We start from the raw sequence: 21,892 nt of genomic DNA, 5'->3' as shown, positions 1-21,892 counted from the left end.
AAAATCCTAATGAAGAAACTTTTAATCCTACTTATTTTATTCCCTGTTGTTTGTAACGCTCAATTCAAAAATATTCTAAAAAAATCATCCGAAACGGCAACTGGTATTTTAAACAAAAACGGAACGGTAGATATTGCTGCTGGACTAAAAGAAGCCTTAAACAAAGGAATCACCGAACAAGTTTCGAAATTGACCCAAGTAGATGGTTTCTACAAAAACGAATTGGTCAAAATCGTAATGCCCGAAGAATTATCTAAAGTTGACAAAACCTTACGAAAATTAGGAATGGGCTCGCTAGCCGATGACGGAATCAAAGCCCTAAACAGAGCCGCAGAAGATGCTGTAAAAGAAGCAACTCCTGTGTTTGTAAACGCCATAAAAAATATCAAAATTGCAGATGCCAAAACCATTTTGATGGGTAATGAAAATGCTGCAACAACCTATTTACAGCAATCCACCAACAAAGAATTATATGCTAAATTCCTTCCTGTAGTACAACAATCTATTGGGAAGGTTGGTGCCGATAAAATTTGGAATGGAATCATTCAAAAATACAACACAGTGCCTTTGGTTTCAAAAATCAATCCTGACTTGAATGATTATGTCACCAATAAAGCACTAGAAGGCGTTTTTAAAATGATTGCTATTGAAGAAAAAAACATCAGAACTGATTTACAATCAAGAACTTCTACAGTTTTAAAGAAGGTTTTTGCTATGCAAGATTAACATATTATAACAAGAAAAAAACACCAAAAAAACATTGTTAATTAGACTTAACTTATTGACAACAAAGTAATAACATAATTTTAACAATAACATACTAACTTATTCCTGACCTTTGTAGTGTAATAAACTGGTTATTTATTATTTGGTTTTGGTTAGTTATAAAAATGCCGACGTCTTTGGATGTCGGCATTTTTTATTGTGCTGTATTTAGAAAAGAAAGTACTGCTGTATTGAAAGCCAAAGGTTGCTCAACATTCACTACATGACCGCATTTTTCAATAACAAAAAGCTTTGAAGAGCGATAGTGATTTTCGACTACTTTTCGAACAGAAGGCAAAAACATATAATCTTCTTCTCCCATAACGTAAAGTGTTGGAATATTCAATTCTACTTGTCGAAACCACTTCAAAACAGGATTGATTTCGGCTGTGAGTTTAAACCATTTTATAAACTCTTTTTGGTATAATTTTTTAGCCTCATTGATAAACAATACTCTCGACTGCTTATGACTTTTCTTGGGCATAATAACGAAAGCAAAAAAGCGATACAATACCAAGTAAGGCAATACATATTTGAAGGCATTACCCAAGCGCATTAAAATTTGAGAACGGAAATTCATTTTCAAAATGGCACCACCCAAAATCATACTTTGCACTTTTTGCGGATACATTTCTGCTAATTGACGAATCAAAATCGTACCTAATGAAATCCCAACAAAATGAGAGCGTTCAATTTTTAAATGCTCTAAAACTTCCACAATATCATTCGCCAAAGCCGAAAAAGTATATTTCTGTTTAAAAGCCGTTTTCAGGCTTGGCTTAGATTCTCCATGTCCTCTAAGATCCAAAAGCAAAACGTTGTATTGTTTTTGAAAATCTCGAATTTGCTTAAACCATATCGACGAACTACCGCCTGCACCGTGGACAAAAGTCACCCATTGTGTACTTGTTTCATTCTTGTAGATAGTGTAATTAAGCATTCGTTAGTTTTTTTTGTAAAAATAGAATAATAATTTTAAACGCCAATTACTATATTATAATTAGAAATATAAACACAAACTATTATCTATCAAAAACTTAAACATTCAAAACTAACTCTTGTTGTAATTCTTTAAAATAAGAAAGCGCCTTAAGTAATCGACTGCCGTGCCAAGAGAAATACTCGCCATCGACTAAACGTATTTTGGCGTTTGGAAAAAAGGAAGTGAACTCGGCTACATCTTCATTCTTAAAAGGATAAGGTTCCGAAGAAAGCAACACCAAATCAACAGCATCGTATCGAGTCAACGCATCAACAGCTATTTCGGGGTAACGGGATTGCGTGCCAAAAAAATTATCGAATCGATTCAATTGTAACAACTCGTTGATAAAAGTACCTGAACCTGCCACCATATAAGGCTTTTTCCAGATAAAATAAGCTGCTTTTTGAGTAGGAATGGTTGCTATAAAAGTTGTAAAATCAGCCAAGGCCAAATGAATACTTTCATTCAAAATTTTGGTTTCGGCAGTTGTATCGAAAAGCAGCCCAAAATCAGTAATCATTTGAAAATTATCCGCAATGGTAACTACATTGGTCACCCAAACTGGCGCAATTGCAGAAAGTTCTTGCACCATTTCCAGCGTGTTTTCTTCTTTGTTGCAGATAATGATATCAGGTTGTAAGGCTTTGATTTTATCAAAATGAACCTGTTTGGTTCCTCCTACTATTTTTTTGGTTTTAAGCAAATGCTTTGGATGCACACAAAACTTGGTGATTCCAACGATTTGGTCTTCCAATCCTAAATCAAACAACAACTCCGTTTGTGAGGGAACCAACGAAACAATTCGACGCGGTGTCGATTCAAAAAAATGAGAAGTACCGATTTGATCTGTTAGTTGTTTCATATTGTTTGGATTTAACCGCAAAAAATTTAACCGCAAAGGACGCAAGGATTTACGCAAGGGTCGCAAAGAAAAAAAACTTGAATGACCTTAAATGCCTTAAATGGTTGAAAACTTAACCGCAAAGGGCGCAAGGATTTACGCAAGGGTCGCAAAGTTTAACATAGCTTTGTGTAGCTTCGTGACTTCTTTGTGTTTCTTAGTGGTAAAAAACTTAACCGCAAAGGGCGCAAGGATTTACGCAAAGCACGCAACGGTTCAACAAACAATATTAAACCTTTAAACTTTAAACCTTAAACTTTATACGTTTAAACTAAGAATCTCCTCCATTTCCTGTTGCATTTTCAACGCTTCGTTTCTAGCAACTTCGGCAAAATCTTCTTTATTCGAAGCATAAATAATAGCGCGAGATGAGTTAATCAACAAACCAACTTGACTATTCAATCCGTATTTACAAACCTCAGACAGACTACCGCCTTGTGCGCCAACACCAGGAACCAACAAGAAACTATCAGGAACAATTTTACGAATTTCAGTAAAGTATTCGGCTTTGGTGGCGCCAACCACATACATCAAGTTATGACTGTTTTTCCACGATTTTGAGGTTTCCAAAACCTGTTTGTACAATTCTGTACCATTTACCGATAAGGTTTGAAAATCAAAAGCGCCTTCGTTAGACGTTAAGGCCAACATTATGGTATGTTTATTCTCAAAAGCCAAAAATGGCTCCACCGAATCTTTCCCCATATACGGTGCTACCGTTACACTATCAAAATTCAAATCCTCAAAAAAGGCTTTGGCGTACATTGAAGACGTATTTCCAATATCGCCACGTTTTGCATCCGCAATCGTAAAGAGTTGAGGATAATTGGCATTGATGTATTCAATGGTTCTCTGCAACGACTGCCAACCTTTTATGCCATACGCTTCAAAAAAAGCTGTATTGGGTTTGTAGGCCACACATAAATCGTGGGTCGCATCGATAATGGCTTTATTGAATTCGAAGATTGGATCTTCCGTTGCTAATAAATGGGAAGGTATTTTATTCAAGTCAACATCTAAGCCTACGCATAGAAAAGACTTTTTCAATTGGATTTGTTCTAGTAGTTGTTGTGTAGTCAAAACAGTAGTTGTTTATTGTTTGTTGTTATTGGCAAAGTTCGCAAAGTTTTTTTCAAAGTTCGCGACCTGTTAAAAAAAATGCCAAACATTTCAGTATGGCATCTTTTCTGTTATCTTAATACTTAATACTTAGTACTTAGTACTTAATACTTAATACTTAATACTTAGTTAATTAAAAAACCTCGCTAGCTTCTTTCAGTTTTTCCATATTGTTCACCAATTGTAATTCGGCTACAATTTTCTGAATATCACCGTTCATAATGTTACCCAAATCATACAAGGTCAAACCAATTCGGTGATCCGTTACACGACCTTGAGCGTAATTATAAGTACGAATTTTAGCAGAACGGTCACCTGAACTCACTTGCGAAGTACGTTTTGAAGCGTCTTCCGCTTGTTTTTTGGCCAATTCCATTTCGTACAAACGAGAACGCAATACGTTCAACGCCTTGTCTTTATTCTTATGTTGTGATTTTTGATCCTGACATTGCGCCACCAATCCTGTTGGAATGTGTGTCAAACGAACAGCTGATTTCGTTGTATTTACCGATTGCCCACCAGGTCCTGACGAACAGAAAAAGTCCACACGAACATCATTCATATCAATTTGTACATCAAATTCTTCTGCTTCTGGAAGCACCATAACCGTTGCTGCCGAAGTATGCACACGTCCTTGTGTTTCTGTTTGTGGGACACGTTGCACACGGTGAACACCCGCCTCAAACTTCAAAGTACCGTACACATCCTCTCCTGTAACCTCAAAAATCACCTCTTTGAAACCACCAGAAGTTCCTTCATTCATATCCACAACCGATGTTCTCCAACCTTGACTTTCGCAATATTTAGTGTACATACGGAACAAATCTCCTGCAAAAATACTCGCTTCATCACCACCCGTACCGGCACGAATCTCGACCATTACGTTCTTCGCGTCTTCAGGGTCTTTTGGAATCAACATAAACTTAATTTCGTCTTCCAGTTGTGGCAAACGTTCTTTAGCTTCATCCAATTGCATTTTGGCCATCTCCACCATATCGGCATCGCTACCATCAGCAATAATTTCATTGGCTTCGTCAATATTGGCCAAAACCAAAATATATTCCTCACGTTTCTCCACTAGGGCTTTAATGCTCTTGTATTCCTGATTAAGCAGTACATAACGTTTTTGATCCGCGATAACATCCGGCTGAATAATCAAATCCGAAATCTCGTCGAAACGCTGTTTTACATATTGAAGTCTATCTAACATATTCTTGTCCTTATATTTTGGACGGCAAAAATACAAAAAAGAAAGCAATTTACAGAAACCCCTTTTCAGATTTTTTTAGGAGCTTAATCCTGCTGTCCGCTATATCTGTGGCTCTGAACCCCAGAGCCACAGGATGCCGCTCCCATCAGGGCTAGGAAGGTTAGCACGACACGAATCGAAATTCCAAATTTTAAATTCCAAATTCCAATAAATAAGAATTTATTATAAAAAGCTCTAAAATTAGCGCAATTACTCCCCTCTTGAAATCGAAGATGCAACGACTCCAAAAAAAAATAAACATATGGAGTTATAGGGGCTGGGGGGGGTGTGTTTTTTAATCCCAAACTTCAAAAACAAACCACAAATATAAACCATAAAAAAACAAAATTTTTGTAGTTAAAATTGTATATATTTGAAAAATCTACAATATGTGAGGAATATCAAACATTTACCCAATATAGGGTGGCCTTGAATGATTTTATCACAAGTATTAAAAATTTTACAGGCATTAACTCAAACAAAAAAATGAAAAAAACATTCATTTTATTTTTATCTATTCTTATCCTGTCTTGCAATAAAAAAGAGAATACTTACGACAAGAATAGTTTCATAACAATAATATTCAAAAATCCTCAAATAAATGACACGACTTTTTTTGGAAAAAATAATTATTCACTTGATGATAATAAGGTTTACTATAGATTTGAAAATGATTTTATAAATAATAAAATAAACATCAATAATACAAGCAAGACATTTAAAATTAAAACTACAAAACCTATATATCTATATCATAAATACTTTATCAAAGATTTTTGTATTAATTCTTATTATTTCTACCCAAATGACACAATTATTTTTGAATATAAGAATAGTGCTCCTTTTGTTAAAAGTTCAAAAAACTACAATTACAACTTTAATACTGCTTTTAATTTAAAACACCCATTGGATTTCAATGATTTAATTTTTTTTGAAAAACACAAAAGATTCAAAAATTTCAAAGAACTTGAAAATGATTCAAATGAGAGAAATAAAAGAGATTTAAAACAAATTATTTTTTTTGATTCTTTATATAATAAAGAATTATTAGACGAAAAAAACTATGAATTGAGTCTATCATATCTAAAAAATAAAGAAAGCATATTATCATTAGCACCTATAGACATTCTAAAACAATCATATGATTTAGGTAATGAAACTTATACTTATATCGTAAATAACGCTTTTGAAGAAATATTTAGACCAAAATTTATAGATATATCTGATGGAAGAATGACAGATTTTAAAGACCAATTTCGAAAAGCTGTCAATCTTAAAGAAATTAATACAGATAATAGAGAATACTTGATGTTTCATAGCCTTGAAAACATTGCAATTAAAGGAAGTAAAGAGGAATTTTTAAGCTGTTATTTTACATATAAAACAGAATCAAAGAATAGTTATGCAATTAGGTATTTCAAAACTAAATTCCCTAAATTGTTTAAAAGTACAATAGTCAATAAAAATGATGATATTCTTATTAATGGAGAAAACAATAAAAAAACGCTAACGCAAATTATTGAAAGTTGTAAAGGAAAAGTTATTTATATTGATTTTTGGGCGAGTTGGTGTGCACCTTGTAGGGTTTTAATGCCAAGCTCAAAAATACTTTATGAAGAGTATAAAAATAAAAACATTGAGTTTATATACATATCGATTGATAGTGATTTAAAAAAATGGAGTATTGCAAGTAAGAAAGAAAATTTAATAAGTTTAAAAAACAATTTTTTATCGTTAAATTATCCTAAAGCCAATATATATCAAGACTTGACAATGAAGACAATTCCACGTTTTATAATTTATGACAAGAAAGGTAAATTAGTCAACAGTAATGCTCCTAAACCTGATTCTAAAGCAATAAGAGATGAACTAGATAAATATTTGAATCAAAAAATACCTGCTCTCCGATAGTTCAGATTTACAACCCGTGCCTCCTCAAATATTTCACTAACAAATTCGCAAAAAACACACCTTTTTTTAAGTTCAATGTGACCTAAAATCGCAAATCCACCCTAACTTTTTGGTACTACTATTCGAAAAAATATGCAAAGAAAAATAATCCTAATTTTTGTAATGTTTCAACTGACATTATCAAATGGTTTCTCCCAAAATAGAAAACAGCTATCCAAAAAGGGTTATGTAAAACAAAAAGAGTATTTCGTTGAAATACCTTTTAACTATGTTAACAAGCATATTTATATCGAAGTAATTATTTCAGGCAAAAAATACAACTTCGTTTTTGATTCAGGCTATGAAGTAACCACCATTGATTCAAAAATTGCAAAGGAAATACAGTACAAAATCATAAAAGAAGTTAGTCTTTCGGGTAGTTCTTTTGCTGACCAAAAAGTAACCTTAGTTGAAGTACCAAACATTGCTATAGCGAATCTGGATTTTGAGGAAACTTATGGCATACTACAAGATTTATCCTTTACAAAAAAACCAGCAACCAAAAAAATAGATGGCATCATCGGAAATAATCTAATGCGAAAATCAAAATGGCAAATTGATTACGTTCAGAAGGTGATTCGTATCAGCAGCAAAATAGAAAATTTTAAAAACCTGCCAACTGCAAAAAAAATTGAACTTATTGGCAAAGATTGGGGCCTCGGCTTTGTGGCTATTGAACTTAACAATCAAAAGCATCAATTTCTTTTTGATTTAGGCTCTAGTGGCGAATTTACCGCCAACCTTTCTTTTGTGAAATTTCTAAAAGAAAAAGACACACTTCTGCAACAAGAAAAACAGACCTTTCCAATAGGAAAAATCAAAATAGGAGAAATTGAGTTAAATGATAAGTCAATAACCTTGGAAAAACGCGCTGGTTCGCTACTAGGAAATGCTTTTTTCGAAAATTATCTACTAACAATTGATTGGGATAAAAACATCTTGTATTTGAATCAAAATACAAACTAAAAACAGGGTACCCTTTAGTTATTGAGCGACTACCGCTGTGACTATAATTTTTCACTACTTAAAAAATTTCTAAAATTGGGTGACCTAAAAACAAGTTATTGAAGTTATAAAAATTAGTTTTTTCAAAAGCGCACTCAATTAAAAACAAAAAACATTTTCCTTTTTCATCTTCAGCAATTAATTCCTCTTTTTTCCTTCCTTTTTCATAAATTAGCGCCATCAATCCAAACAAAAAACTTGCATCATGTTTCAAAAAACGACACTTTTATTGGTCTTTGTAGCACTTGCGTCCTGTAACAACAACGCGAACAAAAATGAAAAAATCAAAGCTTCGCAATGGCTGTTGGGCACTTGGACCCAGCAATCTGAACAAGGAATTTTAGAAGAAACATGGAAAGCTGTAAACGACAGTACTTTTGAAGGGACTTCTTATTTTATAAAAGGAAAAGACACTTTGCATAACGAAACAATTGTGTTGCAACAAAAAGGAGAAAACCTTATCTATAAAGCTACTGTAATAGGCGAAAACAATGACGAAGCCGTATCGTTTCCCCTCACCTCTACCATCGAAAAAAACTTGGTCTTCGAAAATCCAAAACACGATTACCCACAAAAAATCAATTACAAATTAGCCGATGCAACTACGTTGATTGCAAAAATCTCAGGAAAACAAGCCGGAAAAGTTACATCCGAAACTTATACGCTTAAAAAAATGAAATAATTCAACCTCAATACTATAACCTCGGTTCTTACTGAGGTTTTTTTATTTATTCATCCAACCATATTAAACCTTTTTTACTTTTTTCATTCTTACGAATACAAAAGCTATTGGAAAATTAGTTTTAATACTTACATTTGTATTATTTTTATTTATTCTAAATAAACGAAATTGTTTTTAATCCATTCCAAAATATGAAGAATATATTCTTAACCCTATCTTTGATTACAACTGTTTGGTGCAGTGCCCAACAAAAAAATAGCTTACTCGACCAATCTTTTTGGAAAACTTCGCCCGATGTGGCCACTGTAAAAGCCGAAATCGAAAAAGGCAACAGTCCATCTGCGGCAACTCCCAATGCTTTTGATGTAACCGTAATGGCCATTAATAATGATGCGCCTGCTGCTACTATTAAATTCTTATTGGAACAACCTGGAAACGAAGTAAACAAACTGACCCACGATAACCGAATTTACCTGCATTGGGCCGCTAACAAAGGGAATTTGGAAATTATAGAATACTTAATCGTTAAAGGTTCTGACATCAATTTGGAAGACAGTAAAGGAGAAACTCCGCTTACCTTTGCTGCCATTGGTGGACAATCGAATCCAAAATTGTACGAGGCATTTTTCAAAGCTGGCATTGATCCAAAGAAAAAATATAAAGACGGGGTTAACCTGCAACTAATGACCATTGCAACAGATAAAAACTTAACGCTAAGTGATTATTTAGCTACAAAAGGCTTATCCCTAAAAGATGTAGACAGTAATGGCAACACAGCATTTGATTATGCTGCAAAAACTGGTAATGTTGCTTTCTTGAAAACCCTTTTAGCAAAAGGAGTAAAATACACCAACAATGCACTTCTTTTTGCCGCTCAAGGTACACGTAGAGAATCAAGCACACTTGAAACCTATAAATATTTGGTTGAAGAATTAAAAATCAAACCTACTACTAGCAGTAAATCTGGTGAAACAGTACTTCACTTTTTAGCAAATAAACCCAATCAAACAGAAATCATAACTTATTTTCTTTCTAAAGGTGTGGATCCTAACCAAGCAGACAAAGAAGGAAACACACCATTGATGCTTGCTGCAGCTGGTCGTGAAACCGCTACTTTGGAACAATTAATAGCGGTAACCAAAAATACCAATGCGCAAAACTCAAAAAAAGAAAGTGCCTTAACTTTTGCAGTTAAATCAGGAACACCAGAAGCAATTACGCAACTTTTAAATCATAAGGCTGATATTAGAGTAACCGATAAAGATGGTAACAATTTAGGCTACTATTTAATACAATCGTATCGTCCTCAAACGGGTGGCGGACGTGGTCCTGAAGCAGCCAACACGCCAAAACAAGACCCTTTTGATGCTAAAATAAAAATACTACAAGACAAAGGCTTTGTCCTTTCTACACCTCAAAAAGACGGAAATACCTTGTATCATTTGGCGGTGATCAAAAACGATTTAAATTTGCTCAAAAAATTAGCCGATTTAAAAATAGACAGCAACGTCAAAAACAATGATGGCTTAACAGCTTTACACAAAGCAGCGATGATTGCAAAAGATGATACTATTTTAAAGTATTTAATCTCTATTGGGGCACAAAAAGATGCTAAAACAGAATTTGACGAAACCCCATACACATTGGCGAAAGAAAACGAAACATTAACCCAAAAGAACATCGATTTAGAGTTTTTGAAATAGTTTAGTTAGTTCTTAGTGATTAGTACTTAGTAACTAGTGAATAGCCTAAATAATTCAAAACTCATAACTCAAATCACATCACTTAAAATTCATAATTTATCCTCATAATGAAATCATTCTTAAAAATAAGCTTACTTACCCTTATCAGTTTTTTATCTTTTCAAGCGACTGCTCAAACTAGCAAATACAAATGCATGTTGCAAATGTCTAACTATGTAGGGGAAGGCGCCTATATTGTAGTGTCGTTAATCAATCCAAAAGGGGAATACGAGAAAACGCTTTACGTAATGGGTGACGATAAAAAATGGTACAAAACCATCAAAGAATGGCATAAATTCCAATCAAAAAAACAAGAAAACATAAGTGCCAAAACTGGAGCTTCTGTAACTGGTGGAGATCGCAGCATTACTACTATCGAGATAGAAGATGCCAAAATCAACAAAGGCTATAAACTACGTTTTGAAAGTGCTGTAGAGGACAAAAAATACTATGTTGCCGATGCCGAAATCCCATTAACCACAGAAGGATTGGCTGCCAAAACAGATGGCAAAGGATATATCCGCTACGTGCGATTCAATAAAATCTAAAAAACATCTTGAAAAAATAGACAAAGTCATTTAAGATTGAGGAATCACAACCTTTATCTTATTTGACTTCGTTTTTTCAATTTGCACATCATAAAACTAAAAGTCCTTTTTCTATGACTCTTTCCTTTTGGCGCTACGCACATTTGGTTCTAGCGATTTTCTCTTCCCTTTTTTTAGTCCTAGCAGCCGTTACGGGTACCATTCTAGCGGTAGATGCCATTCAAGAAAAGATCCCTTCTTACCAAGCTAGTACTTTCGATGAAATAACGTTAGCAGAAACGCTTCCTGTTTTACGAAAAACCTATCCTGAAATAACAGCAGTAAGCGTGGATCACAATCAGTTTGTTCTACTTGAAGGAATAGATCAAGAAGGTAATGATGTTAATGCCTATGTAGATCCAACCAACGGTAAAATTCTAGGAAAACCAACCCCAAAAAGCGAATTCATACAATGGACTACGGCTCTACACCGCTCCTTGTTTTTAAAAGAAACTGGACGATTTATAGTAGGCTTTATTTCATTTTTATTGGCGCTTATTGCACTTTCTGGTTTGGCGTTACTCATTAATCGTCAAAGAAGCATTCGAAGTGTGTTTTCAAAAGTTGTAAAAGAAAATTTCGCCCAATATTATCACATCATTACTGGAAGAGTAGCGCTACTTCCAATACTTATCATTGCGATTACTGGTGCGTATCTTACTCTTGAAAAGTTTCATTTTTTTATAGAAAACGATGCTTCAGCAACCGAAACTGTAGCTCAGCCTTCGTCCAAAAAACAAAAAACATCTTTTTTCAAGACGGCGCTTTTGGCTGATGTCACCAAAATAGAATTTCCTTTTTCGGATGATCCTGAAGAATACTTTATCATTCATCTAAAAGATAAAGAAATAGAGGTAAATCAAGTAACTGGCGCTGTAGTTACAGAAAAAGCAATCGCAACCACCACACAATTGAAAGACCTAAGTCTCGATTTACACACCGGAAGAACCAGCATTTTGTGGGCTGTAATTCTTGGTTTGGCTAGTATCAATCTATTGTTCTTTATTTATTCTGGATTTGCAATGACGTTGCGACGCAGAGCCAGTCGCATCAAAAATAAATTCAAAGCCAAAGACAGCGAAATCATTCTCCTCGTAGGTTCAGAAAACGGAAGTACCCTGCGATTTGCCAATGCCGTGCAACAGCAATTTATTGCTCTTGGCAAAAAAGCCTATCTCGCCGAGATGAATTCCTATACCCAGTTTCCAAAAGCAGAACAATTGCTCGTTTTTGCAGCAACTCACGGGATGGGCGATGCACCATCTAATGCGGATCAATTTATTGAATTACTGAGCAAAACTACACAAAAACAAAAAATCAAAACCGCTATTATTGGTTTTGGGTCTAAATCCTATGCGGATTTTTGTGGTTTTGCCTATGCTGTCGAAACTGCATTGGCAAAACAAAATTGGAGCGAAACCATCGTACCGTTACATACTGTAAACGACAAATCAACTGAAGAATTTGTGGATTGGATTCAGTTATGGAATACCTCAACTTCCTTACCGCTTGCTACTACTCCATCGCTATACAATGCAATACCAAAGGGTCTACAAACTTTTGAAGTAGTTACCAAAACACGAGTATCCACAGACGAAGACACTTTTTTGGTGAGCTTCAAAACGCTTTGGACGACCAAATTCCAATCGGGAGATTTGTTAGCCATTTATCCTGCCAACGACAATAAAGAGCGTTTATACTCCATCGGTAAACACGACGGAAAACTACAATTGGTTGTCAAATTACACGAATACGGATTAGGTTCGGGTTATTTGAATCAACTTGAAATAGGTACCAAAATAAAAGCACGAGTAATCACGAATACCGCTTTTCACTTCCCGAAACAAGCAACCAAAGTTGCCTTAATTTCTAATGGAACTGGAATTGCGCCTTTCTTAGGAATGATTCAAGAGTCGACACCCAAAACGGAAACGCATTTGTATTGCGGTTTTAGAACCGAGACAAAAAGCGTTGCCAGTTATACAAAACTTGCACAAGAAATGATGGACCAACAAAGGCTCCAAAGTTTTAATTTGGCCTTATCCAGAATACCTAACGGCTGTCGTGTGACAGATTTGATAGAGCGTGATGCTGCTTTTTTCAAAGCGCTGTTGAATGAAAATGGAGTCATTATGATTTGCGGTTCTTTGGCAATGCAAAAAGATGTAGAAAAAGTACTTGAAACCCTTTTAGAGGAACCCAATACCAGCGTTTCAGATTATAAAGCCAAAGGGCAAATTTTGACCGATTGTTATTAGAAAGCCTCATCCCAACTTTCTACTAAGAAGAAGGAAAAAGCAATGTAAAGATTAATCGTGATACAACAATTTCCTGCAAGGTTTTCAAAACCTTGTAGGTATATTTGTTAAATTCAAATACCTACAAGGTCAAAAAAAAGACCTTGCAGGAATAAAAAAAATCAGGAGCGTCTATCATAGTTTGTAGAGCTTTATATCATTCCGTTTTTAACTACAATTCGAATAGTGGAACGCTAATTTTCTTTAGGAACGCTTGCGTGAGGGATGGCAGTGGAGCTCTTTTTTGAGCATTTTTTTTGCTCAAAAAAAGCGGGAACGTACAGCCCGACCCGACCTTTTTCGGGAGGGGCACGCCCAAAATCAATATATTTACATTATACAACATACGTTATGTCAACCCAAAATCTTTTCCTATTGCTATTCGTTTGGAGTGTTTCGTGTCACAGTCAGGTGTTACGAAAAAAAACGACTTTGCTTATGGGTGGGCGTTTTGACATTACGATTGTAGCTCAAGATTCGGCCACGGCAAAAGAAAACATCGATGCTGTTGTTACCGAAATCACTCGTATTGAGCATTTGATTTCGGACTGGAAACCCACTTCTCAAGTTTCGGAAGTGAACCAAAATGCGGGTATTCGCCCTGTAAAAGTCGACAAAGAAGTATTTGAGTTGACCAAAAGGGCGCTTGAATTTTCAAAGATTACCAAAGGTGCGTTTGACATTAGTTTTGCGGCTATGGATAGGATTTGGAAATTTGACGGGTCGATGACCGAGATGCCGACGGCAGAAGCCATTAAAAAGTCGGTTGAAAAAGTAGGCTTTCAAAACATTATATTAGACTCCGTTCAATCAACCATTTTCTTGAAAGTAAAAGGAATGAAAATTGGTTTTGGCGCTTTGGGCGAAGGCTACGCAACCGATAAATGTCGCGCTATGATGCTCGCCAAAGGCATTCCCGCTGGAATCATTAATGGCTCTGGCGATATGAGTACGTGGGGAACGCAGCCTAATGGTAAACCTTGGAATATTGGCATTACGAACCCTTTTCGACCCGAAAAAATTATGGCGGTCGTTCCCTTAAGGCAAGAAGCCGTAACCACTTCTGGTAGTTATGAAAAATATGTTGTTTTTGATGGCAAACGCTATTCGCACATTATTAATCCCGCGACGGGTTATCCTGCTACGGGTTTGTGTAGCGTGACCGTTTTTGGCCCCAATGCCGAAACTGCCAATGGTTTGAGCACTTCACTAATGGTTTTAGGACAACAACAAGGATTGCTTTTACTCGAAAAATTCGCGGACTACAGCTGCATTATGATTACCGATAACGGAAAAGTGATTCGGTCCAAAAACTTCAAAAAGAAATTGAAGACTAAACTTTAATCATTTTTACTTTCAATACACTCCAAAAAAATGGCTTTCTTCCATAAAATTGGCACAATAAGACTTTTTCAGTCACAAATCCATCACAAAAAAACATTCCAAATTACTGACAAACAAACACTTTAGAACTATTTTTTATTTTTATTCATATTTAATCTAAATAAGCTTTGTGGTTTCAAAAGAGGGCTTTATATTTGCATTGTTATTTTTAATTATTCCAAATAAACATGAAATATATCCTACTCTCTTCATTTATGCTATGTACTTTAGTAAATAATGCACAAGAAACAAATCTTTCAAACATCTCTACTGAGGATAAAAAAGTAGCGGTCGAATCATTCGAATTTGAAATCGATACTACGAAACACAAAAAAGGAGGCCTTTTGAACGAAGTTATTGTCAAAGCTCACAAACAAAGACAGCCCGTTACAGCCATTCGTTCTGGATTAAAACCAATGGACAACCCACAAACTGTTCAGGTTATTGGAGCCCAAATTATCGAACAACAACAAGCCATTCGATTGAGTGACGTCATTAAAAACGCTAACGGTGTTTATGTTGGATCTGCTCGAGGTGGCGCTCAAGAGTCATTTTGGTCTAGAGGATATGATATGACAGCGAACAACATGTTTAAAAATGGTTTTAGATTTAATGGCGGTTCTATTCCGGAAGTTTCTGGATTAGAAAAAGTAGAGTTTTTAAAAGGTGGAGCAGCTCTTTTGTACGGAAATGTCGCTCCTGGAGGGATCTTAAATATGGTTACCAAAGCACCAAAATTTAATGATGGAGGAGAATTTTCAATCCAAATGGGAAGTTATAATTATTACAAACCTGCCTTTGATGTATACGGTCCTTTGAATCAATCCATCGCCTATCGTTTTAATGGTTCCTATGAGAAATCAGAGAGTTTTAGAGATTTTGTGACTAATGATAGAATTTATTTTAACCCTTCGTTCTTGTTTTTACTTTCTGAAAAAACACAAATTACATTACAGGGAGATTATCTAAGTGCCGATTGGACACCAGATTTTGGAACTGGAATTATTGGAAAAGAAATTTTAGATTTGCCAAGAAACCAATTCTTTGGCGCCAAATGGTCAAACGGAAACACCAAATCGTCTAGTGCTTCAGTTCAACTACAGCATGATTTTAATAGTAACTGGAAATTAAACTTCAATTCATCGTTTCAAAATTACAACAGAACTCAAAAATCTACCGCTCAAATTTCTGGTTTAGAAACTTATGCAGTGCCTGGAACATGGAATAGAGGCTTAGTGCAAAATAAAAACTTAGAAAAAATATTTGGCGACCAATTGAGTTTACAAGGTACTTTTTTTACTGGAAAAGTAAAACATCAAATTTTCACTGGAGTAGATTATGAATACTCGATAGCAGACAATTACACTTATGCTTTTAATGAAAAAGCGGTTATGGTTAACGGAAAATACGATCCAAATTTATATGACACCATTAATCTTTTCAATTTTAATCCTAACAATCAAAGAAACGACATCCCAAATGCGACCAACACACAAATTGCAGTAACTGAAACCAGTCGTTTTGGTGGTTATGCCCAAGACTTGATTTCGTTTACCGACAAAATTAAAGTATTAGCAGGAATTCGTTGGTCATGGCAAGAAGCTCAAGTCACAACCACTGATTTTACTAAAAATACGATTACTAAAGGAGCTAAAAATTTAAACAAAGCCTTCTCACCAAAAGCAGGCTTGGTATACCAGCCCAACAAAACAACTAGTGTGTTTGGTAGTTATTCGAATTCTTTCACCCCAAACACAGGTACTACAGTAGATTTAAAACCACTTGATCCTTCAATTATTGATCAATATGAAGTGGGAATCAAAAAAGACTTTATGAAAGGTTTAATTACTACAAATATTACGGCTTACATTATAAAAAACAATAATCTAGCGCAAACTGCTGCATTTGGTTCAGATGGCGTTACACCAAACGTAAATTCAAATTTGAAAGAATTAGTGGGCGGCACTAGAGGAAAAGGGATTGAAATAGATATCAATGCTAATCCAGTTAAAGGTTTAAATATTTTGGCAGGGTATAGTTTTAATGAAACAAAAATCACTAAAACCTCTGGCACTAATGGAAGTTTGATTGAAGGTGATTTATTAACCAGAACGCCTAAACACACGGCCAACTTTAGCGTTTTTTACAAAATTCCAGAAGGATTTTTCAAAGGAATAACCCTTGGTGGTATGGCCAGTTATGTAGGTGATCGCGTGGGTGGATGGAATGACCGTTACGTATGGACTGAAAACAAACCTACTACGAATCCAAAAACGTACACGATAACCATTGAAGACCGTGACATCCCATTAAAAGGATATACTACCATTGATGTTTCTGTAGGCTATGATTGGAAAAAACTCTCTTTATTGTGCAAAGTTTCTAACATCACCAACGAATTGAACTACACCGTACACGAAAATTATAGTGTAAATCCAATTGCACCCACACAAGTAATGGCTATTTTGAAATACAAATTATAATCCAAATTATTAATCCATAAAAAAACCAATGTTGTAATTCAACATTGGTTTTTTTGGTTTTATATTTTAAAAGATGTTATTTCAATCCCGCTAAACTTTGCTCAATAGTAGCAATTTTGGCTAAGGCATCGGCTTCTTTTTTGCGTTCCATTTCAATGACTTTCTCAGGTGCACCAGCTACAAATTTTTCATTCGCTAATTTTCCTTGTACCGATTTCAAAAAGCCTTTGGTATAATTTAATTCCTCGGTCAATTTAGCAATTTCGGCTGCTACATCAATATTTCCAGTAATCGGAATAAAATACTCGTTTGATTTTACACGGAAAGACAAAGCACCATCCACCTTTTCTGAAACGTATGCTAATGAAGTGATATTCCCCAATTTAGTTACTATTGCATCGAAATAAGTAGAAGCTTTATCATTGTTCACCACTTTCAATTCGATAGTATCTTTAAACGGAATGTTTTTGTCTTTACGAATGGTTCTAATTCCAGAAATTACTTCGATTGTATTTTCGAAATCAGCTATTAATTGTGCGTTGAACGGTTTAATTTCAGGCCAAGTTGAAACAATTAAAGCCTCTTCTTTGGTTCTATCCGCGATTAAATGCCAAATTTCCTCTGTCAAGAAAGGCATAAACGGATGCAACAATTTCATGTTATTTTCTAACATTTCGATAGCTTTATCAAACGTAGCTTTATCAATTGGTTGTTGATAAGCAGGTTTGATCATTTCTAAGAACCAAGAACAGAAATCATCCCAAACCAATTTATAAATTCCCATCAAAGCATCTGAAATTCTATATTTTTCAAAATTGTCTTCAATCTCAGCTAAGGCTTGTTGCAACTTCGCTTCGTACCATTCAATGGCAACTTTTGAAGATTCGGGTTGTGGAATCGTTTCAGAAACTTCCCAACCTTTGATCAATTTGAAAGCGTTCCAAATTTTGTTAGAAAAACCTTTTCCTTGATTGCATAATTCTTCGTCGAACATAATGTCGTTTCCTGCAGAAGCACTCAAAAGCAATCCTACACGAACACCATCAGCACCAAACTTTTCAATTAATTCCAAAGGCTCTGGAGAATTCCCCAAAGACTTCGACATTTTGCGACGTTGTTTATCACGAACCAAACCTGTTAAATACACATTCGTAAATGGTTTTTCGCCAGCATATTCATATCCTGCTATAATCATTCTGGCTACCCAGAAAAATAAAATATCTGGTCCTGTAACCAAATCATTCGTTGGATAATAGTATTTAAAATCTTCGTTTTCTGGATTCATTATACCTCCAAAAACAGACATTGGCCATAACCAAGATGAGAACCAAGTATCAAGAGCATCAGGATCCTGACGAAGGTCAGAGGTTAGAAGTGAGGAGTTAGAAGTTTTTTCTTTGGCTAAAGCTAAAGCCTCTTCAATATTTTCAGCTACTACAAAATCTTCTTTACCGTCACCATAGAAATAGGCAGGAATTTGTTGTCCCCACCACAATTGACGGGAAATATTCCAATCGCGAATGTTGTTCAACCAATGCGCATATGTGTTGTTAAAACGAGAAGGATGCAATTTAATATCTCCATCTTCTAAAACCGATTTAATCGCTGGTTTTACTAAATCATCCATTTTTAAGAACCATTGATCAGACAATCTTGGTTCGATTACCGCCTTAGTTCTTTCAGAGGTTCCTACTTTATTTAAATGAATTTCTGTTTTAGCCAAAGCACCTATTGACTCTAGTTCTTGAGCAATTTCGGTACGAACTACAAAACGATCTTTTCCTTGGTAGTGTAAACCAAAACTATTTAAAGTAGCATCTTCATTGAAAATATCAACAATCTCTAAATTATGTTTCTCTCCTAGCGTCTTATCATTCATATCGTGTGCTGGAGTCACTTTCAAACAACCCGTACCAAACTCCACATCTACATACTCATCTTCGATAATTGGAATTACACGACCACAAATAGGTACAATCGCTTTCTTTCCTTTTAAATGGGCAAAACGTTCATCATTTGGATTGATACAAATTGCAGTATCTCCAAAAATCGTTTCAGGACGCGTAGTCGCTACCGTCAAGAAATCTTCCGACCCTTCAATTTTGTATTTTAGAAAAAACAACTTTCCTTGTTGTTCTTCGTAAATTACCTCTTCATCAGATAAAGTAGTTTTTGCTTCAGGGTCCCAATTTACCATTCGGTAGCCGCGGTAAATCATTCCTTTGTTATACAAATCCACAAAAGATTTGATAACAGAAGCCGACATATCTTCATCCATCGTGAATTTGGTTCTATCCCAATCACAAGAGCAACCTAATTGTTTCAATTGTTCTAAAATGGTTCCACCATATTTATCTGTCCAATCGTAGGCGTGCTTCAAAAATTCTTCACGAGTCAAATCAGCTTTATTGATGCCTTCTGATTTTAATTTAGCCACTACTTTTGCTTCTGTAGCAATCGATGCGTGGTCCGTTCCTGGCACCCAACAAGCGTTAAAACCTTTCAAACGAGCTCTTCGGATTAAAACATCTTGAATCGTATTATTCAACATATGTCCCATATGTAAAACTCCTGTAACATTTGGAGGTGGAATTACAATGGTGTAAGGAGTTCTATGGTCTGGTTCCGAATGAAAATAATTGTTTTTCATCCAGTAAGCATACCATTTATTCTCAATGGTTTTAGCGTCAAATTGTGCAGGAATACTCATTTTATAATAGATACGTTTATTAGTAATTGTATGTTTTTAGGTCATTGAATATCAAACTCAAAGAAAGTAAACAATACCACATTTCAGTTTTGGTTCGATATTTGTAAGTGTACCGTTGGCAAAAGTAATTAATAAAGTAGAGTATAAAAAGCGAATTAATAATTTGTACTCTAATTAAAACAAACTATATTTACTCAACCCAAACAAAGTCTAATTATATGAAAAATCTTATCATTGTAATAGCCACAGCGCTCTTTACCATTACAACCTACAGCCAAAGTGGTCCAAAAATCCAATTTTCGGCACCCGATAACACTATCGATTACGGCAAAGTGAGTAAAAATGCGGATAACGGTATTCGTACTTTTGAATTTAAAAATACAGGGGATGCACCTTTGCAAATCATCAATATACTATCTACCAAAGAGTGTAGCATTTTGAGTAAACCCACATCGGCAATTCAGCCTGGACAAAATGGCAAAATAGAAGTAAAATACAATATGACTCCGGGACCTATCAGAAAAACCATCACTGTTGAAACCAATGCAGTAAATCAAGAGAATGGTAGAGTTGCCTTAAAAATCAAAGGAGAAGTTATATAAAGCTATTTTAAAGTTCACTTTCTAACCTGAAAGTGAACTTTAATTTGTTATTATCTCTCAAAACCACTATGGTGATATTTTTATCTTCTTCCACCATAAAAAGATTGTTTATTTTTTGAAGTGTATACCTAAATACTGGAGTCCCTCCAATAGAAACAATCTCATCTCCCACTTTTAAACCACATTTCTCAGCAGCCGATTTTTTTCGGATATTAGCAATGATATAGTTGGGTTTTAACTCGAATTTATATTTGTAGTCATTTCTTACCATAACCTTTCCTGATTCTTGATTGCCATACCCATAAGAATTTACAAGACTATTTTCAAGTTTTATATAATCTTCCACCCATTTCAATCCATTTTGCTCAATCTCAATACCGCTTTTATTATACTTAAAATGAGATTTGAAATTCCCATTTTTCCTAAGATATATCGTCCCTCTTTCATAATCAAAAACAACTTTAAATCTCCTGAAGATTTCAGCACCAATAGAACCTACTCTATTATCGACCATTTTAACGTGTTTCAACGAACTCGAGTCAGGAAAAGCAACAATTGGAGTACTGAACTTGAAATCGGCCATTTTTAATTCGCTTATTTTGGCTCTTTTCCCCTCAATATCTCCACTAAATCCTTTTCCTAAAAAATCGTCAAAATTTTTCTTAGGCACATTAATCCCCTCAGTGTAGTTTTGAAAAACCCAAATTGCATCGCTGTTGCCTATATCAATCAACATTTTGGATTCGATATAAGTATCCTGCATTTTCAACTGAACATTGAAATATGGTTTTGCTTTTTCGATTGAAATTGGGAGGCTAACAAATTTCTTATCTAATTTCTTCTGGTATTTAGCATTGGATTTTGATACCGTAATTTTTTTTCTCAAATAATCAATTTCGACCAAATTATTTTTAAAAAATTGTGTTCCAATAATTCCATTTACAGGAATCCCAATATGTGAAGAGAGATTGAAATTTTGGTCTAAAATGATATAAAAACTTTGCTTTGGAGAGACCAATCCTCTAACAAACATATAATTATTCGAAGACTTGAGGCCCTCAATTGACTCATTACTGCCCAAACCTCGTAGTTGAATTTTATCAACATTATACAAATTCAATTCCTTTTTATCATCCAAACTAAACAATAAAGTCTCCTCTACTCCCGTATCCAATAAAAAATTAAGTTCAACACCGTTAACTGTAATTGGTATAAAAATCAGATTGTTTATCAACTGAAACGGTACTTCGACTTGAGTTTGATTGCCTATAAACTTAAACCCTTCTTGAGCACGGTTAGTATATTGTCCTAGAAAAAATAGCAGAAAAAATAGAGTTATTCTCATTAAAAAAGGTTTCGGTAATAGTACAAAAAATACAACATATTTGTTAGAATTTGGTAACAAATAGCACTTAAATTTACATTTAATTTGGAA

General features: G+C 34.8%; 16 protein-coding genes. 10 read left to right on the top strand and 6 right to left on the bottom strand.

All coding sequences use genetic code 11. The features are described from left to right. Nucleotides 1–9: 9 nt before the first annotated feature. On the top strand, nucleotides 10–726 hold the full coding sequence (locus FLB_RS03795; RefSeq protein WP_064714624.1) for a DUF4197 domain-containing protein: 717 nt from the start codon (nucleotides 10–12) through the stop codon (nucleotides 724–726). 193 nt (nucleotides 727–919) lie between these two features. Here the strand turns inward: FLB_RS03795 and FLB_RS03790 are convergent, their stop codons facing one another. The 4 genes from FLB_RS03790 to prfA form a co-directional block, all read right to left on the bottom strand. Then, on the bottom strand, nucleotides 920–1,705 hold the full coding sequence (locus FLB_RS03790) for an alpha/beta fold hydrolase (protein ID WP_064714623.1): 786 nt from the start codon (nucleotides 1,703–1,705) through the stop codon (nucleotides 920–922). A 97-nt stretch (nucleotides 1,706–1,802) separates the two neighbouring features. After that, nucleotides 1,803–2,609, bottom strand: coding sequence for an ABC transporter substrate-binding protein (locus tag FLB_RS03785; RefSeq protein ID WP_064714622.1), 807 nt, complete (start codon nucleotides 2,607–2,609; stop codon nucleotides 1,803–1,805). Nucleotides 2,610–2,906: 297 nt separating this feature from the next. Next, nucleotides 2,907–3,728, bottom strand: a complete 822-nt coding sequence (gene pyrF / locus FLB_RS03780) for an orotidine-5'-phosphate decarboxylase (protein ID WP_064714621.1) — start codon at nucleotides 3,726–3,728, stop codon at nucleotides 2,907–2,909. Between the two features lie 172 nt (nucleotides 3,729–3,900). Then, nucleotides 3,901–4,977, bottom strand: a complete 1,077-nt coding sequence (prfA, locus tag FLB_RS03775) for a peptide chain release factor 1 (RefSeq protein ID WP_064714620.1) — start codon at nucleotides 4,975–4,977, stop codon at nucleotides 3,901–3,903. 525 nt (nucleotides 4,978–5,502) lie between these two features. On the opposite strand from prfA, the gene FLB_RS03770 reads away from it, so the two are divergent. The 8 genes from FLB_RS03770 (at nucleotide 5,503) to FLB_RS03735 (ending at nucleotide 17,145) form a co-directional block, all read left to right on the top strand. Further along, nucleotides 5,503–6,927 carry a TlpA family protein disulfide reductase gene (locus FLB_RS03770; protein ID WP_157490525.1) on the top strand — a complete coding sequence of 475 codons (1,425 nt, stop codon included), beginning with the start codon at nucleotides 5,503–5,505 and terminating at the stop codon, nucleotides 6,925–6,927. Between the two features lie 162 nt (nucleotides 6,928–7,089). Further along, on the top strand, nucleotides 7,090–7,932 hold the full coding sequence (locus tag FLB_RS03765) for a retropepsin-like aspartic protease (RefSeq protein WP_231891037.1): 843 nt from the start codon (nucleotides 7,090–7,092) through the stop codon (nucleotides 7,930–7,932). A gap of 244 nt (nucleotides 7,933–8,176) precedes the next feature. Continuing rightward, a complete protein-coding gene (locus tag FLB_RS03760) occupies nucleotides 8,177–8,653 on the top strand; it encodes a DUF6265 family protein (RefSeq protein ID WP_064714617.1) in 477 nt (158 codons plus the stop codon). A gap of 191 nt (nucleotides 8,654–8,844) precedes the next feature. Then, complete coding sequence (locus FLB_RS03755; protein WP_064714616.1) at nucleotides 8,845–10,356, top strand: ankyrin repeat domain-containing protein; 1,512 nt, start codon at nucleotides 8,845–8,847, stop codon at nucleotides 10,354–10,356. A 107-nt stretch (nucleotides 10,357–10,463) separates the two neighbouring features. Beyond that, nucleotides 10,464–10,943: a DUF2271 domain-containing protein gene (locus FLB_RS03750; protein ID WP_064714615.1), complete on the top strand. Its 480-nt coding sequence runs from the start codon at nucleotides 10,464–10,466 to the stop codon at nucleotides 10,941–10,943. Nucleotides 10,944–11,056: 113 nt separating this feature from the next. Then, nucleotides 11,057–13,240, top strand: a complete 2,184-nt coding sequence (locus FLB_RS03745) for a PepSY domain-containing protein (RefSeq protein WP_064714614.1) — start codon at nucleotides 11,057–11,059, stop codon at nucleotides 13,238–13,240. A gap of 390 nt (nucleotides 13,241–13,630) precedes the next feature. Further along, nucleotides 13,631–14,623, top strand: coding sequence for an FAD:protein FMN transferase (locus tag FLB_RS03740; RefSeq protein ID WP_064714871.1), 993 nt, complete (start codon nucleotides 13,631–13,633; stop codon nucleotides 14,621–14,623). 227 nt (nucleotides 14,624–14,850) lie between these two features. After that, nucleotides 14,851–17,145, top strand: coding sequence for a TonB-dependent siderophore receptor (locus FLB_RS03735; RefSeq protein ID WP_064714613.1), 2,295 nt, complete (start codon nucleotides 14,851–14,853; stop codon nucleotides 17,143–17,145). A 76-nt stretch (nucleotides 17,146–17,221) separates the two neighbouring features. On the opposite strand, the gene FLB_RS03730 is transcribed toward FLB_RS03735, so the two are convergent. Next, nucleotides 17,222–19,855: a valine--tRNA ligase gene (locus FLB_RS03730; RefSeq protein WP_064714612.1), complete on the bottom strand. Its 2,634-nt coding sequence runs from the start codon at nucleotides 19,853–19,855 to the stop codon at nucleotides 17,222–17,224. 218 nt (nucleotides 19,856–20,073) lie between these two features. On the opposite strand from FLB_RS03730, the gene FLB_RS03725 reads away from it, so the two are divergent. Then, complete coding sequence (locus FLB_RS03725; RefSeq protein WP_064714611.1) at nucleotides 20,074–20,457, top strand: DUF1573 domain-containing protein; 384 nt, start codon at nucleotides 20,074–20,076, stop codon at nucleotides 20,455–20,457. A 7-nt stretch (nucleotides 20,458–20,464) separates the two neighbouring features. On the opposite strand, the gene FLB_RS03720 is transcribed toward FLB_RS03725, so the two are convergent. Beyond that, on the bottom strand, nucleotides 20,465–21,802 hold the full coding sequence (locus FLB_RS03720; RefSeq protein ID WP_064714610.1) for a retropepsin-like aspartic protease: 1,338 nt from the start codon (nucleotides 21,800–21,802) through the stop codon (nucleotides 20,465–20,467). Nucleotides 21,803–21,892: the final 90 nt, after the last annotated feature.

This window comes from Flavobacterium succinicans (assembly GCF_001662485.1).
Classification (GTDB): domain Bacteria; phylum Bacteroidota; class Bacteroidia; order Flavobacteriales; family Flavobacteriaceae; genus Flavobacterium; species Flavobacterium succinicans_A.
This window is presented reverse-complemented; position numbering and strand designations above follow the sequence as displayed.